The organism is Nitrospirota bacterium (assembly GCA_016219645.1).
GTDB lineage: Bacteria > Nitrospirota > Nitrospiria > Nitrospirales > Nitrospiraceae > Palsa-1315.
The window spans coordinates 14,685-31,226 of the sequence record JACRLR010000015.1; the positions used below are offsets into that span (position 1 = coordinate 14,685).

General features: G+C 56.6%; 15 protein-coding genes. 3 read left to right on the plus strand and 12 right to left on the minus strand.

The genetic code is table 11. The annotated features are described in order from the left end of the window. Positions 1–3: 3 nt before the first annotated feature. The 5 genes from HZB34_03655 to HZB34_03675 all read right to left on the minus strand — a co-directional run bounded on the left by HZB34_03655 (position 4) and on the right by HZB34_03675 (position 6,333). On the minus strand, positions 4–678 hold the full coding sequence (locus HZB34_03655; protein ID MBI5315044.1) for a phosphoribosylglycinamide formyltransferase: 675 nt from the start codon (positions 676–678) through the stop codon (positions 4–6). Next, positions 668–1,705 carry a phosphoribosylformylglycinamidine cyclo-ligase gene (locus tag HZB34_03660; protein ID MBI5315045.1) on the minus strand — a complete coding sequence of 346 codons (1,038 nt, stop codon included), beginning with the start codon at positions 1,703–1,705 and terminating at the stop codon, positions 668–670. The genes HZB34_03655 and HZB34_03660 overlap by 11 nt, the downstream gene beginning before the upstream one ends. 276 nt (positions 1,706–1,981) lie before the next feature. Then, positions 1,982–3,376: a sigma-54-dependent Fis family transcriptional regulator gene (locus tag HZB34_03665; GenBank protein ID MBI5315046.1), complete on the minus strand. Its 1,395-nt coding sequence runs from the start codon at positions 3,374–3,376 to the stop codon at positions 1,982–1,984. Positions 3,377–3,481: 105 nt separating this feature from the next. Further along, positions 3,482–5,767: a HAMP domain-containing protein gene (locus HZB34_03670; GenBank protein MBI5315047.1), complete on the minus strand. Its 2,286-nt coding sequence runs from the start codon at positions 5,765–5,767 to the stop codon at positions 3,482–3,484. A 173-nt stretch (positions 5,768–5,940) separates the two neighbouring features. Next, positions 5,941–6,333 (minus strand): DUF1844 domain-containing protein, encoded by a 393-nt coding sequence (locus tag HZB34_03675; protein ID MBI5315048.1) that lies wholly within the window; start codon positions 6,331–6,333, stop codon positions 5,941–5,943. Positions 6,334–6,770: 437 nt separating this feature from the next. Between HZB34_03675 and mazG the strand changes: the two genes are divergently transcribed. Next, positions 6,771–7,643 (plus strand): nucleoside triphosphate pyrophosphohydrolase, encoded by an 873-nt coding sequence (gene mazG, locus HZB34_03680; protein MBI5315049.1) that lies wholly within the window; start codon positions 6,771–6,773, stop codon positions 7,641–7,643. Then, on the plus strand, positions 7,636–8,253 hold the full coding sequence (locus HZB34_03685) for a hypothetical protein (GenBank protein MBI5315050.1): 618 nt from the start codon (positions 7,636–7,638) through the stop codon (positions 8,251–8,253). The genes mazG and HZB34_03685 overlap by 8 nt, the downstream gene beginning before the upstream one ends. Positions 8,254–8,493: 240 nt before the next feature. Here HZB34_03685 and HZB34_03690 read toward each other — a convergent pair whose 3' ends face one another. The 3 genes from HZB34_03690 to hemE form a co-directional block, all read right to left on the minus strand. Further along, complete coding sequence (locus HZB34_03690; protein MBI5315051.1) at positions 8,494–8,901, minus strand: hypothetical protein; 408 nt, start codon at positions 8,899–8,901, stop codon at positions 8,494–8,496. 134 nt (positions 8,902–9,035) lie between these two features. Then, on the minus strand, positions 9,036–10,484 hold the full coding sequence (gene hemG, locus HZB34_03695; GenBank protein ID MBI5315052.1) for a protoporphyrinogen oxidase: 1,449 nt from the start codon (positions 10,482–10,484) through the stop codon (positions 9,036–9,038). A gap of 232 nt (positions 10,485–10,716) precedes the next feature. Further along, complete coding sequence (hemE, locus tag HZB34_03700; protein ID MBI5315053.1) at positions 10,717–11,754, minus strand: uroporphyrinogen decarboxylase; 1,038 nt, start codon at positions 11,752–11,754, stop codon at positions 10,717–10,719. 211 nt (positions 11,755–11,965) lie between these two features. On the opposite strand from hemE, the gene HZB34_03705 reads away from it, so the two are divergent. Further along, positions 11,966–12,298 carry a hypothetical protein gene (locus HZB34_03705; protein MBI5315054.1) on the plus strand — a complete coding sequence of 111 codons (333 nt, stop codon included), beginning with the start codon at positions 11,966–11,968 and terminating at the stop codon, positions 12,296–12,298. 215 nt (positions 12,299–12,513) lie between these two features. On the opposite strand, the gene HZB34_03710 is transcribed toward HZB34_03705, so the two are convergent. From HZB34_03710 to HZB34_03725, 4 genes are all read right to left on the minus strand, one after another. After that, positions 12,514–13,167 carry a hypothetical protein gene (locus HZB34_03710; protein MBI5315055.1) on the minus strand — a complete coding sequence of 218 codons (654 nt, stop codon included), beginning with the start codon at positions 13,165–13,167 and terminating at the stop codon, positions 12,514–12,516. A 63-nt stretch (positions 13,168–13,230) separates the two neighbouring features. After that, positions 13,231–14,076, minus strand: a complete 846-nt coding sequence (locus HZB34_03715) for an SHOCT domain-containing protein (protein MBI5315056.1) — start codon at positions 14,074–14,076, stop codon at positions 13,231–13,233. 50 nt (positions 14,077–14,126) lie between these two features. Next, on the minus strand, positions 14,127–15,632 hold the full coding sequence (locus tag HZB34_03720) for a hypothetical protein (GenBank protein ID MBI5315057.1): 1,506 nt from the start codon (positions 15,630–15,632) through the stop codon (positions 14,127–14,129). A 96-nt stretch (positions 15,633–15,728) separates the two neighbouring features. After that, on the minus strand, positions 15,729–16,190 hold the full coding sequence (locus HZB34_03725) for a cytochrome c (GenBank protein ID MBI5315058.1): 462 nt from the start codon (positions 16,188–16,190) through the stop codon (positions 15,729–15,731). Between the last annotated feature and the right edge of the window lie 352 nt (positions 16,191–16,542).

A 16,542-nucleotide genomic window follows, 5' to 3' on the forward strand; every position in this document is an offset into this window, starting at 1 on the left:
TCGCTATGATGGGCTGATTACCGCCTCGCCGTTCAGCTTTCCACCCTCGATGAACACACGCCGCCCTTCAACCCGCAACCGTCCTTCGGCAAAGAGCTGGACCGCGCGCGGGTAGATTGTGTGTTCTTGCTCGAGAATCCGACCGGCCAGTCTGTCGGGAGAATCGTCATCGAGAATTGGGACTGCCGCTTGGAGAATGATCGGCCCTTCATCGACCCCCTCCGTCACAAAGTGCACTGTACATCCTGCAAGCTTACAGCCCCACTCGATCGCCTTCTTTTGCACGTCCAATCCAGGAAACGAGGGTAAGAGGGATGGATGGATGTTCATCATGCGATTCGTAAAGGCCTCCACGAGGACCACGGTGACGATCTTCATGTACCCGGCCAGCAACACCAACTCGACATCGTGCTGTTTGAGTACATCGAGTAGCTCACGATCGTAGGCTTCACGACTATCTGGTCTGCCGGCGTAGGGTTTGGGGTCGATGAAGAGAGCGGACAAGCCATGCCGATGGGCTCTTTCTAATGCCGGTGCGTCTTTCTTGTTGCTAATGACTGCGACAATCTTGGCCTGAACGGTCCCGGCTTCGATTGCGTCGATGACTGCCTGAAGATTCGATCCGCGCCCGGATGCCAACACGGCGACACGAAGCGCACCCGTCCGCTTAATCGACATACTCCACCAATGGAACGTCGCCGTTTGAAGACACGATGGTTCCGATCCGGCAAGCCGGATCACCCAAATCCGTGGCGCGGGAAATGACGGCCTGGGCGGCCGACGCAGGGACAACGAGAATCAATCCGAGCCCCATGTTGAAGACGCGGTACATTTCCTCACGCTCCACCTGCCCGAGCCGCGCGATTGCCTGGAAAATAGGGGGGACGGACCAGGCACTTCGTCGTACCTGCGCCCGCAGACCAGGGGGAAACACTCGCGGAAGATTCTCGGTAATGCCGCCGCCGGTGATATGGGCCATACCTTTGATAGAGAATTCTTGGATCAATGTGAGGATTTGTTTGGCATAGATTCTGGTTGGAGTCAGCAGGATGTCCCCCAGGGGCCGGTCGAATTCAGGCAGGAAGCTGGTCACGCTGAGTTTGGCCTGATCGAATAAGACACGGCGTGCCAGCGAGTACCCGTTGCTATGAAGACCGGTCGAGGCCAAGCCAATCAGGGCATCACCTGGTACGATCTGACGGCCATCGATGATCTTCGGTCGGTCCACCACTCCGACAGCGAACCCTGCCAGATCATACTCGCCCTCCACATAGAAGGAAGGCATTTCGGCGGTTTCCCCGCCGATTAAAGAGCAGCCGGCCTGGCGACAACCTTCGGCGATCCCGGAAATGACTTGTTGTGCTTTAGGGACTGCGAGTTTCCCTGTCGCGAAATAATCGAGAAAGAATAGCGGCTCTGCCCCGCTGACGGCAATGTCGTTGACGCACATCGCCACAAGGTCAATGCCGACCGTGTCGTGCCGATCCATCAGGAAGGCAATTTTGAGCTTTGTGCCGACTCCATCAGTGCCGGAGACCAGAACGGGGTCCTCATACTTCTTTGCCTGGAGACGGAAGAGCCCACCGAATCCACCAAGATCTGTCAGGACCTCAGGGCGAAAGGTTGAGCGCACGAGGGGCTTGATGCGATCGACGAATTCGTCGCCTGCATCGATATCGACTCCGGCATCTCGATAGGTTGTCATACGCGGGCGCATCTTAGCGGAGGGCTGTTGCAGAGGTCAACGCGCAAGCACTCAATCCCGAATCAGGGCAGCGAACTCGTTCTTCTTTATCTCTACATCTATACGGGGCAGCCTGGTCGATCCTCAAGCACACGGGCTCAGCGAAGGCTCTTCAGATTCTCAGACTTTCCCAGAGGGAGTAGGCAGATTGTTCTTCCCTGCGCGCATCGAGCGACCACCGTTTTATCGTGGGGGTTCTGCGAGCAAGAAGAACAGTCTGCCTACTCCCTCCACCCTCTACGCTTCCGGGCGCATCTCCACGTCAAGCAACTTGATTTTCCGATGGAGATGACTCCGTTCGATTTTCAAATCTTCAGCCGTGCGAGAAATGTTCCAATGGTGCTCTCGCAACTTTCTACCGATATAGTCCTTCTCGAATGCATTGCGGGCGTCCCTCAGAGAGTCATAGGATTGAGAGAAGACGGGATCGATCGCGCCTCCTATAGACTGGGAGGCCGACTCAACTGAGCGTGCTTGCAACGGGATGCCTGCTTGTGCAGGACCGATGACCGATTCCGGGACCATGATCATCAATCGCTCAATCAGATTCCGAAGTTCTCGGATATTCCCAGGCCAGTCGTACTGTTGATACACCGCCATCGCTTCCGGCGAAACCTCTTTCATCCGCAATCCTTGCTCCTCCGCATGGACCTTCATGAAATGGCGAATCAGCAGGGGAATGTCTTCCCGGCGCTCTCTGAGCGGGGGTACGATGATCGGCACCACGTTGAGCCGGTAGAAGAGGTCGTCGCGAAACGTGCCTTTTTCGATTTCCTTCAGCAAATTCTTATTGGAAGCGGCTAACACCCGCACGTCTACCTTGAGGAGCTTGGTTCCACCGACGCGGGTGAATTGCTGCTCCTGTAAAGCCCGCAATACCTTCGCTTGGGTATTCAGGCTCATGTCGGCGATTTCGTCCAGGAAGAGAGTGCCACTGTCCGCCTGCTCGAATTGTCCGCGTTTCATCGAGGTCGCTCCGCTGAACGACCCTTTTTCATGTCCGAATAGCTCGCTCTCGATCAAGGTTTCCGGAATGGCGGCACAGTTCACGGCGACAAACGGCCGATTGGCTCTGGCGCTCTGCATGTGGATCGCGCGCGCGACCAACTCTTTGCCCGTGCCGTTTTCCCCCCCGATCAACACGCGGCTATTGGTCGGCCCGGCCGTCTGGATCAACTGCCGCAACTGCTGCATCGCGGGGGACTGTCCCACCAACTCGAACTTCCGTTGGACTGTGGTCCGGAGCGTCCGATTCTCCTGCTCCAATCGATATTGATCCAAGGCATGTTTGACACGCAACGTGACATTTTCGAGCGACAGGGGCTTTTCGATGTAGTCATAGGCCCCCAGCTTGATCGCCTTGACCGCCGTTTCGATTGACCCGTGTCCCGACATCATCATCACTTGCGCCGTCGGCGCCAGTTCACGGACCCGACGCAAGGTTTCCATCCCGTCCATCTCGGGCATCCAGATGTCGAGGAGCATCAGATCCGGTGGATCCATGGTGTAGGCGCGCAACGCGTCCACGCCGTTCTTGGCCACCGTGACGTCGTAACCTTCGTCCCGGAGAATGCTGCTCAATGATGTAAGGATCGGTTCTTCGTCATCCACGATTAAGATCGATGCAGACATAAGACTCCGTTAGGCGTTAGACGTCAGGCGTAAGGTGTCCAAGTAAAACAGTTGTATTCATCGCCTTACCCCTCACGCCTTACGCCTTACCTTTGCTTGACGTGTTTAGACCGGCAGTTCAAACGTGAATACAGCCCCTTTCGGGTGATTTGGGCCGGCCTGAATCTGGCCTTCGTGATCGGTAATGATGCGCCGCACAATCGCCAAGCCTAGCCCGGTTCCCGTCTTCTTCCTCGTAAAATATGGCACAAAGAGTTTTTCGCGGTCCTCCGGCGCAATCCCCGTGCCTTCATCCGCCACGCTCACCACGGCGCGCCGGCGCTTTGTATCGTACTTCGTCGCAAGCCACACCCGCCCCTTCTGGTGCATCGCCTGAATCGCATTGTCCAGCAAATTGACCAGGACCCGCTTGAGCTGCTCTCGATCGAAATTGAGAGTCGGGAGGTCTTCGTCGAGTTGCACGATGAGTTCCACATCCTTGTGGGCCCCTCGATAGAGTGTTGCGACTTCGTTGATCACATCGTGGAGCGACTGATGCGCCATTTGAGGAGTCGGCAGCCGTGCAAACTTCGAGAACTCGTCGACCATATGTTTGAGGCTCGTCACTTCGTTGACGATGACGTTCGTGGATTCGTCGAAGATCGCCTCGAAATCCGGCGACTTCTCGAAAAACTTTTTCCGCAAACGTTGTGCGGACAACTGGATAGGCGTCAACGGGTTCTTAATTTCGTGGGCCACCCGCCGCGCCACCTCCTGCCATGCCGCCACTTTCTGCGCCTTGATCAACTCCGTGAGATCTTCAAACACCAGCACGATCCCGAGGTCCTTATTAGCCTCGTCCTTCATACGCGACCCATGAAGTCCGATGGTCAGGAATCTGCCGTCGATCTCCATTTGGCCCTCGAGAGTCAGTGTATCGCGCTGATCGGCCAACATCCGGTCGTAGACCGTCTGAAACGGGTGGAGTCGGAACTCTTTGAACACCTCATTGGCCGGTCTGTTGCGAAATTGATCCGCTGCAAGCCCGAGAATCCGTTCGCCGGACGGATTGAAGTTCGTGATGAGCCCGTTCTTATCGATGGAGAGCAAGCCCGCGGCGATCGTTTCAACCACCGTCTCGATATAGGCACGGCGGCGATCCAGTTCCAGATTGCTGTGGCGCAACGAAATATTGGCCTCTTCGATCTCAGACTTACTCGCCTGCAGATCCGACGTCATCCGGTTGAATGAATCAATGAGGGTACCGACTTCATCGGTCGCCTTAGCGTCGATCCGTACGGACAGATCCCCTTGGGCAATCGCCTCGGTCGCTTCAGCCAACTGTTGAATCGGCACCGTAATACTTCGCGCGACATAAAATCCAAACCAGGTCGCCCCGAATAGAATCAGCACCGTGATGACGGCGACGAAGAGATAGGCGCCGGCCTTGATCGGATTTTTCATGGCCTTGGTCTGCTTGTATTCGTCGTATTGGCGGCCGATCCCTTCCATTTTTGCCAGCAGAGATTCAGGGACGAAGGCTTCCACCACCACCACGCCACCGATCTCGCCGCTCCGCCCGCTCGCCGCGATTGGAGCGGCAGCCCGCACCAAACGTCCGGTGGGAGCCTCCTGAACCGCATTCACTTCCTGTTTCCCGTTGATGACCTGGAGTACCAGTTGGCCGATCGGTAGATCGAGCGCCGATGAAGGCACGTTGTCAAGGTCCAGGGCCTTCGTGAGGGCTTCCATTTTTGCCGAGAAGACTTCAATCCCGGCCACACCGAATTCAGCCCGCTTGCGCGCCATCGCTGCGACCAGCAGATCGCGTTGTTCTGTCAGCAACATGTCTTCCCGATAAATTTCACGGCTGATGGCCTTGGCGCTATTCACAGCCAGGGTAATATGGCCGGCATGTTGCATTCGTGCGACGTCATAGGAGTCCCGCATGACCTGTTCAATTTGATCGCTGAACCACACATCCACGGCCTTATTCACCAGCCCACTCGCAACTAGTGCTAAAAGGACGGTTGGAATCAGTGAAAATCCGATAAAGGCTGCCACCAATTTCGTGCGAAATCCCGACCCGAATAGGCGATGCCGCCGCTCGAAGTAGGCCTTGATGAGGTTGCGGGAGAGCAGCAGCATCAGGACCACAAATCCGATCAGATCGAGGTTGAGCAGGAGGAGCACGAACGCGTAGCTGGTTGTCGGCAGAAGGGAATCCGCTTCCTCGCCACCGGGGCCGACGACCTGAGAATAGTAAAAAGTCAGTGCCAGGCAAGGCAGCAGCAGAATGAGGACGATCCAGACCGGCCGAAGATGCATCTTCTGGCGTTCCGGTTCGGTCACAGGCTCGGATGGCCATGAAGACCGGCCGGCCCCAACAAAAGTCGGTGAGACTCCGGTCATGGAACCTCTGTTCTTCCTGATGTCATTCACATCCGGCATCCCCGATTATCGGCGCCTCGGCACATGGAAGACTGCCTGCTCAAGATCATGGAATCTGGAAAGCGTCTCACCACGGCGCGTGGACCATGGTGGCCGGCAGACACGTCCGGGGTCGACAGGCGGCAGGGGTACGACTACTTGGCAGCCAAACTCACGTACTTCATCCGAAGGGCGTAGAGCATATCCCGCAGCACCGTTTGTTCGTCCGTCGTGAGATTGCCTGTGGTCTTCTCTTCCAAGACCGAGAGCAAGTCGATAATTTCTTTCGCCTGCGGTAGATTCACCGGCATCGGAGGCTGTTGGGGGTCCAGCTGTTCCCCCATCAACATCAGCGAGGAGCTGCCCAGAGAGATGACGAAAGAGGAAAAGGTGACGGGAATTCCCGAGTCCTGGTGTGGATCAGAGGGTGCAGTCTGCTGGTGGGGCTGGATCCCCGATGCGGCAGGCGAAGTGGTGGAAGAACGGTCTGAGCTACTCCCGCCCCGCCGATCCCGAACGACAAATCCTTCTTCCTGTTCTGCGGCCACAGGCGTTTCCCCCGCTCCAGATGCAGCGACCGTACAGTATCACAGGCCCTGGAGAGGCGCAAGCTACACAACAGGATGCTGAAAAATGGGTGGGGTAGCCTGGCCGTCCTCCTGCTCGCGGAACGCGCACGATAAGAATGTGCTCGTTCGACGCGCGCACTCGAGGATCGACCAGGCCACCCTTGAAAATGAATTGGGGATTGGGGTAGCGCGCGCAGGTGGGATCATCCCAGCCACCCCTTAATAGAGTGATAGTGCGCTGCGGCCTTGCTGGACGAACTTTTTGAGCATCCTGCGCATGGTCCTTCTGTTGTGCTGTACGCGTGGGTAATTGAGTTTCACTGTGCCACAATAGGGTTTCCTCAGCCTACTAGCCGGTTGAAGCCTGCCGAGAACCGGGTATAATGGGCGCCAACTGCGGGATCGAAAGGGTAACAATGTCGGAGCGATTTCAGACCGTTGTCGAATTGATGGCTGCGTTGCGAGCGCCGGATGGATGTCCTTGGGATCGCAAGCAAACGCATGAATCGCTGAAGCCCTATCTTCTGGAAGAAACCTATGAGGTGCTGGAAATCCTGGATCGACAGGACCGTGGCAAACTCGCGGAGGAACTGGGCGATGTGCTGTTGCAAGTGCTCTTTCATAGTCAGATCGCTTCAGAGGCCGGTAGTTTTACGATCGATGATGTACTGGAGCAGCTGGCCGACAAACTGATTCGACGGCACCCCCACGTGTTCAAGAATGGGGCGGCTGACCAGGTTCCGATGAATGCCGATCAGGTCGTCATGCGGTGGGAAGATATCAAACGGACGGAGCGCGAGGCTTCCGGCCGACCAGCCTCGGTGCTCGACGGTGTGCCGCAGACATTGCCGGCCCTTCTGAGGGCCTATCAACTTCAGGCCCGCGCTGCACGGGTCGGTTTCGATTGGACTCACGATGCGAAGGGCTTTGATCAGGTTCTCGGTAAAATAGAGGAGGAAATCCGGGAACTCCGCGTCGCGATCAGAGCCCCCGAGCCGAACCAGGCGGAGCCCGATGCCGCAACCGCTCGACAAGCGCAAATTGTCGCGGAATTCGGGGACGTGCTGTTTTCACTCGTGAACCTCTCCCGCTTCATCAAAGTGAATCCTGAAGACGCCTTGCGTCAAGCCGCCAACCGATTCGTCGAACGATTTCAATTCATCGAAGCCCGGGCGACCGAGTCGGGCCGTTCGGTTGGAGACCTTTCGTTTGCAGAAATGGATCGACTGTGGGACCAGGCGAAGGCGCAGAATCCCGCCATGGGGGCGGAAGAAGGTCGTCATGAGTGATAAGCCGAATCCCTACGAGGAAGGCAAGCGTGCCGGAATCCACCCCCTCATCGTGGTCTTCGGCGTGCTGTTCGGCCTTTGGCTTTTTGTGTTCCTCATCGTGCCGAGTTCGAAGAACAAGCAAGTTGCCGGAACGGAGGGACCAGCTGGACCGGTTATCGAAGATCCCGAAGCAGCGCCAGTACTGTTCAAAGTCCATGCGACTATTTTGGACATGAACGCGATCAGTCTTACTGTTCCCCCGGAAGCGACCGACAGCCAAGTTGTGGGACTCTTGAAACGGTTTAAACAGGACCGGCTCTCCGGCACGTTATCCGAGCTCCTGCCGGCCACAACGCCCGGCCACAAATTGGGGGACCATGCTGTCGCTGACATCTACGTTGTGTCTGATCTCAAGTTCGCGCAGGCCGACGTGATTCGCATCCTCACGCGCGGCGCGCATGCGCCGGGCAACCTCTATCCTCAGGCCGTTCCATTCGAAACAGCCATGGAAGCCATCCGTGGGCATTACCGCATCGATCTCAACGATACAGGCAACCCTGACAGTGCCTCGCTCGGTTTTGCCGACGAGTCGGGGGTGCACTCGAAGAATTATCGAAAAATCTTTTAAACAGGCTGCTGAAAAAGTCTGCCAGCGGCGTTCTCACCTCGAAAGCATCCTCAACGTAGCCCAGAGGCTACGCCTCCGGTGCTTTCATCGGCTGCGGCCTTGCTGACGGCCTTTTTGAGCATTCTGCCGTCGGAGAACCGCGCGAATGGGTTTATCTGGTTCATCCGGTTTGTTTGGTTTGTCTGGTTAGACTCGTTCAACTAAACAAACGAAATAAACCAAATGAACCAGACAGCCTGACTACAGCCCCACCAACGTTTTGATTTCTGCCCGCAATATCTCCCTCTGTTCGACCGCCCAGGCATCAAGACGCGGGAACAAATGAGCCAGAGGCTCCGTGAAAGGGGCTATGACGATATCGCGCCGCTCCGCCAACATGCCGTCAGCTTCGGCGATGCGGAATTTTTCGTCCGCGATATGCTTCGACAGGAATTTCGAAATCATGAGCTGCTGGCCCGGTGTCCCTGAGACGGATCCTAGAATTTTGTCACGCATCACATCTAACTCCCCCGGAATGTCCACCTTCACGCGTACGCCCTGAGGGGTCGGCCAGGATGCCCGTTGGATCGAATAGTCGTAGGAAAACACCTGCTCGCGCGGTTCTCGATAGGGCCCAGCCACATCGAGAATTGTTATCCGATTATCCATGGCAATTCCTTGTTTCGAGTTAACTGCTCAGGTATTTAGGCTGAAGGGGTTCAGGCTGAAGTGCTCGGAAATCCAACCTTCAGTCTTCGGCCTAAAAGCCTTCAGCCTATCTAGCTGAGTCGTTGCGTTTCAAATTACGACCGTTCCCCTAACAGGTAGCGCACGACACGTTCAGCTGCGACTGCCCCGTCACGGATGCAGTCCGGAATCCCGACCCCCCGATAGCCGGCGCCGGTGAGGATCAGTCCCCCATAGCGGCTGAGTGCCGCCTCAATCTGAGCCAGCCGATCCAGATGACCCATTGTATATTGCGGCATCGCCCTCATCCAGCGATTGACTTCCACATACCCCGGCTCCGCAGTCACACCGCACATCGAAGCCAATTCTGCCCTGACCCGCGCCACTAAGGCCTGATCATCCAACGTTAAAATAGCTTCCCGCCCGACTCCGCCGACGTAACAACGTACCAGCAGTAGATCGGGTGGAGCGCGGTGTGGCCACTTGAGCGAGGTCCAGGTCGCGGCAATGAGGTCGCGCCCCTCAGCCCGAGGCACGACAAACCCGAATCCCTCCGCTGTCCCGGATACCGCCGTCCTTGGATAGGCCATCGCGATCGTTGCTGTGGAGGAATAGGGAATCATCTCCAGCAAACCGCCGGCAATCGGCGTGAGCGGACGAACCAATTCAGCCGACACATAGGCAGGGGTGGCCAGCACGAGACTATCGACGGACAGGACAGAACCGTCGCGGAGGATGACGTCGTACATCCAGCGACCGGGTTGGTGGGATCGCACACGCAGAGCGTCGACGGCACAGCTTGCCCTGAGTGTAACTCCTTGATCCGTCAATCGGCGTACCAGGCTGACGACAAGGTCCGATAAGCCGTTCTTGAGGCTGACGAACATGGTGCGTTTCCGGCCGGACTCTCCGGCGGAGGGGCCTGCTCCCCGGGCCTTCATCATTCCGCGAATCACACTTCCGTACTGCTGCTCCAACTCCATGAACCTCGGGAACGTTGCCTGCAGGCTCATTTGCTCTGCGTCTCCCGCATAGATGCCGGCCATCAAAGGCTCCAACATTCTTTCGAATGCCTGCCGGCCGACACGCCGCCGGAAGAAAGCCGCCAGTGATTCATCCTCCGGTGACCGCTTCGCAGGCACGGCCAAGTCCAGCCCCATCCGTGCGAGCCCTGCCCAACTCAAGAGGCCGCTTCGGAGAAAGGGACCTAGCTGATTGGGTGTAATGACAACGAGTCCCTCTGGAAGTTCATGGAGGCGGCCACGCGAGAAAACGGAAGCTCGCTTCCCGGTTTCGTTCGTGTTGATGAGCTGATCGGTCAGCCCCAGTTTGTCGCAGAGTTCAAGGCCGGCTGGTTTTTGCGACAGAAAGGAGTCTGGTCCTGCCTCTGTGACGAGATCGCCAACGCGGTGGGTGACGATCTTGCCGCCCCAGTCAGAAGCGGCGTCGACTACTGTGCAACGGATCGGGATACCGGCGGCGGCTGCTTGTTCGCACAGGGCAAAGGCAGTCGAGAGACCTGAGATTCCTCCGCCGATGACGCCGACTGTACGAAGATTGGTCACGAGATGCGGAAGTTCCTAGCAGGATGCTGAAAAAGTCTGCCGGCGGCGTTCTCGCCGCGCTTAGAGGCTCAACGTACCGAAGCGTACGCCTCGCCTCTTCGCTTGCTGCGGCCTTGCCGGACAGCCTTTTTGAGCATCCTGCATCGTGTGCTCCTGTAGGCCAGATGTACACATCAGTGAACTTTCGGCGTACCCGCCGAGTTTTTCCGTAGCCTACTAGGCGAGAGACGCTTCACCGTTCCTGTCGTTGACTCAGTTTATGGACCATATCGATGGCTGCTGCCACATGGGCAATGGGAGTGGTGGGCAAGATCCCGTGGCCCAAATTAAAGATGTGGCCCGGACGGCCGCCGGCCCGGCGCAGAATATCTTCGACGCGCCGTTCGATTTCATGTAACGGTGCATACAATGCTAATGGATCGAGATTCCCCTGGACTGCCACGTCATGGCCCACGTTTGCCCAAGCTTCATCGAGATGGATCCGCCAGTCGACCCCGATGACATCCCCTCCTGCTTCTCGCATCTGACGAAGCATGGCCGAGGTGCCAGTGCCGAAGTGAATCATCGGCACGCCTTCCCGCTTCAACCCCTCGAAAATCAATTGGACATGCGGCAGCACATATTCGACGTAGTCGCCGACCGAAAGGCAGCCCACCCAACTGTCGAACAATTGAATCGCCTGCGCTCCGGCCTTGATCTGGCTTCGCAGATAACCGGTGATGACGCGCGCAAACTTGTCCATGAGCCGGTGCCACGTCTTCGGCTCGCAGTACATCATCTGTTTGGTGCGCAGGTAGTTCCGCGAGCTTCCGCCCTCGATCGCATAGCTGGCGAGGGTGAACGGTGCTCCGGCGAATCCGATCAACGGCACTCGTCCGCTCAACGCCCGTTGAGCCTGACGGATGGCTTCGGCCACATACTCAAGTTCGCCCCCATCTGTTATCTTCAGCCGCTCGACGTCTGCCTGGTCTCGCACCGGATTGTGGATGACTGGCCCTTCCCCTTCCGCAAACTCCAGGCTGAGGCCCATCGGTTCAAGCGGTAACAGGATGTCGGCAAAAATAATAGCGGCATCGAGCGGAAAGCGGTCGATCGGCTGGAGCGTGACTTGGGCCGCCAGCTCCGGCGTTTTGCACAACTCCAGCATCGAATATTTGGCACGGAGAGACCGATACTCGGCCATGTAGCGGCCTGCCTGGCGCATGAACCAGACGGGCGTACAATCGACCGGCTCACGCCGGCAGGCTTTGAGGAATCGGTCATTGAACATGTGGGCATTCTAGAGACGAGGGGCCGAGGGTGTCAATTCGCACTCAGCGGAGCCTGTCCCCAGGCTTCTGAGTGACGTGAAAAGCGCTGCTGGCGGTCCAAGCTTGTGAAGCTAGAGGGGGGGCATAAAAGTGCTTGAACTTTTTGACTTGACCAATATAAACTATGCAGGCTGTGGTTGCACTTCGTACCTAACATCACTGCAAGTCGATATGACAATCAAACAGGAACGGAGAGATGGCGATCGTGCGCCCAGCATGTGGGCCTGTCCCTACGAGCTGACGAAGCTCGAGGGCAGCGCTGCGGTGAAGTCGTCGAAAGGGTATGGATACTCGATCAATGTGAGCCCGGGTGGTATGCTGTTGTTACTCCCTCAGAAAGTGGGCAAGCGGCAGATCTTTGAAATTCAGGTGCCTTCAAAGGCGAAGAAAAAAGAACGCACCAAACTCGTCGAAGTGCGTTGGACCCAATCTATTCCAGTAAGCCCGCGTGTCAACATGTACCTGGTGGGCACTCGTTTCCTGTTTGAACCCCCCGCTCAGTAACCTCAGGCTCCTAGCCCACATTACTCATGACAGTTCGTCGCGAAATCGTTGAGCCGCGTCGCGAGACCGGCGTGCGGAGATGTGAGGACCCGAGTCGTACTCGTGCAGTACGTGGAGGGTCCGAGGGGCGAGCCCGCTGGCCGAAGGCTCGTCGTAGCAGCGGATCGGCGATTGCAGCAGAAGTGTTCATGAATAATGCGGGCTAGGCTAAAGCCTCACTCAAATTCTTCCCATCCGTTCAAGCGGTTGCCGAACACAAGTATACGTTTGTTGGTGGTGACGAGGATAAGGCCTTGCTCAATATCCAACCGCGTGATGTGTTCGTGGATGCCGAGTGCCTTTGAGGAGAAGTCACCGAGTAGAGAGGTAAATCCCACGAGCCGTTCGTTTGTGACGAACACTACTCCATAATCAGTCGACCGTGTCGTCTTGATCGTTTCTCGTACGCCGAGGGCTTCATCGATCCAGATTCCGTTCGCTCCGCGGAATCCATACAGATGCTTATCCGTTCTCACCACACTGAAAGTGGGCAACACAAGCCGGTCGAGGACCTTTTCATTGAGATCACGATCCGTCTCCGTCCAAATAAAGGTACGGCTAGAAAAACCCAGCAGGCGACGTGAGGTCACGACAACGGCATTGATGCCGCTGGCAACAGAACTCGCCACGGTTTCTTGAAGGTCGAGGGGAATCTCCCGACGGCCGCTTACCACACTCGTGGCGATAGCCCGGCCCGGTTCGATCCGGATTGTGACCTCATTGCCGTAGTCGACCGCGTGCGTGATGCCCGGCCAGAAGAGCCAGGCAATCGTCGCCAGCAACAGTCGGGAAGGGAGGAGGGGCCAATTTTCTGAACAGGGCGTAGACATGATCTGGATCATTCTACCGCACGTTCGTGCGGCAGTGTGAGAAACGGATGTGGAGGTCAGCGGTCAAAACCCGTCGAGGAGCATTTTCTTCTTCGCTGCAAATTCGTCGTCGGTGATCAAACCCTCGTCGTGAATCTGTTTGAGCCGCTTCAGCTTCCCTTCGAGAGAAGAATCCGGGTGAGCCGAAGAAGACGATCCCTTCTCCTGGCCGCCGTCTATCCGGGAAGCGTCCGATAAGAGCTGCTGATAGGTGAGGGCTAATTGTGGAGCCTCAGGGATCAGAAAAGTCCCAATCCCGCCTTCTCCAGTCAAGCTCTGATGTGGGCCCGGCACAAATTCATAGAGTGCCCCGGCGATCATGTGCAGTGGATCCTGCCACAGCAGTTCACGGACACTCGACATAGTCACGGCTTCGCGATAGTTCCCTAGGATAAGATGCAGTTGTGCATCTTTCACGTACCAGGCCCCCGTCGTAATTTCGGTCATCTCTCGTGTCTTCTGGCTCGTCAATCCGAAAACCACCATCTCCGAAGGCTGCGCCTGAGCAAACGCTCGTGTCAGGGTTTCGCTGAGATAGTCCACCTCAGTCGGTGTAAAGGCCTGCAACTTCGGCCCGTTCCGACCGGAAAAAAAGAATAGCCCCTGGTCAATTTTTTGAACATATATACTGCGCAGGATCGGTTTCCATTGTTCAGCGCTCCAACGGAAGGGGTGGGAAAAAGGTTGAGTGCTTTCCTCGGGGCGATCATTCGCGGAAATCTGTAGCCGGACAAATCGATCCGCTTCTTCACACATCCCGCAGGCTACGCGACTGGCTGGTGTTGCCCCGAAACTTATGGCAACGGCCAGGATGGTGATCATTAAGAAGGGAGTTGAAAGAGCACGTTTGTCTTTCCCACCAGCTGTCATACTTTTTCACCGCAGAAGCTGCAAGAGACGGGGCGCATACCCTTTTGCCCTCAATAGGCGAAGTCGAATCCGACCAACATCGTTTGCCCTAGGAGATTTCCGCATGCGGGCGCGCAAGCACCACCTGACGGGTTCCCCGAATTGTTCGTTCCTACGCCTTCCGTCCGGTAGGTGTTGTATTCTGCATGCAGCGCAATATCGGTCCTGTTTGACTGGTGGATAAAGTAACGGACCAAGAAGGTGTGCGAGTCGACGTCATTGTAGTTCTTGGCAAATGTCGGATCGCCTTGCCGGTCGTTTCTGATGATGTCATAGCGATACGAGAAGAACCAGCCTGGCATTCCGACCAGCGGCAATTGAGTCGGGAACCAATCCAACTCGACAAAGGCGCCGTTCCATGAGGCATTCTGGGCGTTTGTGATTCCTTGTGACACAAAGAGATTTTTGCTGTCGTTCGCGTGGACGAAGGCGCCAAAGAGATTCCATTGTCCATCATAGGTGAAACTCACATCGGCCCCAATCCGATAGAACGGTTGACCACTCCCCGCAACGCCCTGGCATTCGGGGCAGGTCGCATTCGCCACAGTAGGAGCGTTTCCGTACGCGCCGAACACACCAATGCGATGGCCGGTGACAATGCCATAGCCCCCGAACGACTGTGTCATATGGCCATAGAAATTCACGTTTCGCCCTCCAGGGCCACAGTTCGCCCCTGCGGGGCAGTTGGTAGAGCCTCCTGGCCAGGCATCCGTGTTCGTGCTGAGACCAGCAAGACTGTAACGGAAGAATCCGTCTGTGACCGCCGTTTTAGTAATGCCGGACAATTCAACGCCAGGTGAATTGTCTCCGATCGCGAAGGCGTTGGGGTTGGCATAACTACTGGTCCTTGTCCCGCCGATCGTAGCTGTGTAGGGAGTTCCAGCGGCATAGTGATACATTACGAACTTGGTGTTGAGGGTAGGACTCCGTTTCTCGCTAAAGGGCACATCGATTTCAAACTTCCCGACCTTGAGATTCATGAGGTAAGTCCCCGGTTCGCTTGTGACACCGAGAAACCGTTCGAGTCGGTTGAGCCGGACATAGGCAGCCTCCAAATCGCTGTCAGAGGCCCCCGTGCCAAACCCGGCGCTTCCAAGGCCTGGTGTAAAGACGAGGCCGAACGAGATGTCGCGATGCAGGAGGCCGAAGCTTAAAATATCCAGCCCCGTAAAACCAAACCCGCCAGTGCTGACGCCGCTTCCATCCGTTCGGACGCTGGCTGCCTGGTAACCGGCCGTCGTCCGCATTGAAAGGGGCCAGTAGCCCATAGTGATATTGGGATGAGTAGGTAGGTCTATATCTGCATCAAATTGATAGCCTTGGTCACGAAATTGGTTTCCGAAGTCATTGAGCTTCGGAAATCCCGGCACGTGGCACACGTTGCACGATACTCCGTATTTTCGTGCAAACGCGGGAATGGCATCAGCCTCAGGCAGGAGAACGCTGATTTCATACGTGAACAGGCCGATCAGTCCAAGCAGACAGACGATAAGTCCCCGTACCGCGCGAGTGCTCATGATGGTATCCCTTCCTTTCACGCTCGCCTGCGCCGGCTCATTGATGATGCAATGGGTCCTATCCCCCTCGAAGCACCAAAATCATGCTAGTCGATGCTACGAATGTTCAATGCAAAATGTTCGGACATAGGCCACGACCTTCCATCCTTCCTCCTCCGACAACAATGCGGGAATGAGTGCTTGCATCCCTGAGCCTGGACTGCCGGATTTGATAATCCAAAACAGTTCCCCGTCTTCCCGCTCTTCCTGAAAGGCGCAGTTCGTGAAATTACTTGGCGGGTCTTTATCCATGTGCGCTGCAGGCCCGTCGCCTTTGCCGCTGATCCCGTGGCAGAGATGACCCCCCCCCTTGCCTTCGAAGAGCGCTTTACCCGCTGCGACGATTTCGGGCGGGGCTGTGCGAGCCTCTCCAAAGGGGGCCTTATAGCTGAGGGCTTCCTTCATGGCGGAGGAAGGGACTCGGTCTTCGGCAGGTTCGCGCGGGGCACTAGCCGCTACGGTGACCACGGCCATCATGGCGGGGAGCATGAAGAAGCCTAGAAGCTTTCGGTAGTGCATCGAAACACCTCCTTCCGCATACGAGCCTTGCCACGTTGTCTTGAACGGTACTCCTTTTAAAGAAGATCTTAATGCGCACTACGCAATTCGCATTCCTGGCGACTGATGGGCCCTATGGGCGAGAAACTGTCAAGGACATCGCGTGATTCTTCGGTAGGAGACGAAATTCCGTAGGCAGTCACCCCTCAGAATTGGGGCTTTTTGCAGCAACAGGGGTATTCTCGCTTGTCCCAGAAGGCCACAGCGATACTCTTTATGTGCAGGCTGAGTTTGTGAAAATGCTCATGCGCCGTTCGCGATTCCTCGGTCGGAACCTTGTGGCTCGTAGCGAGCAATACGGCCGTGGTTGCCA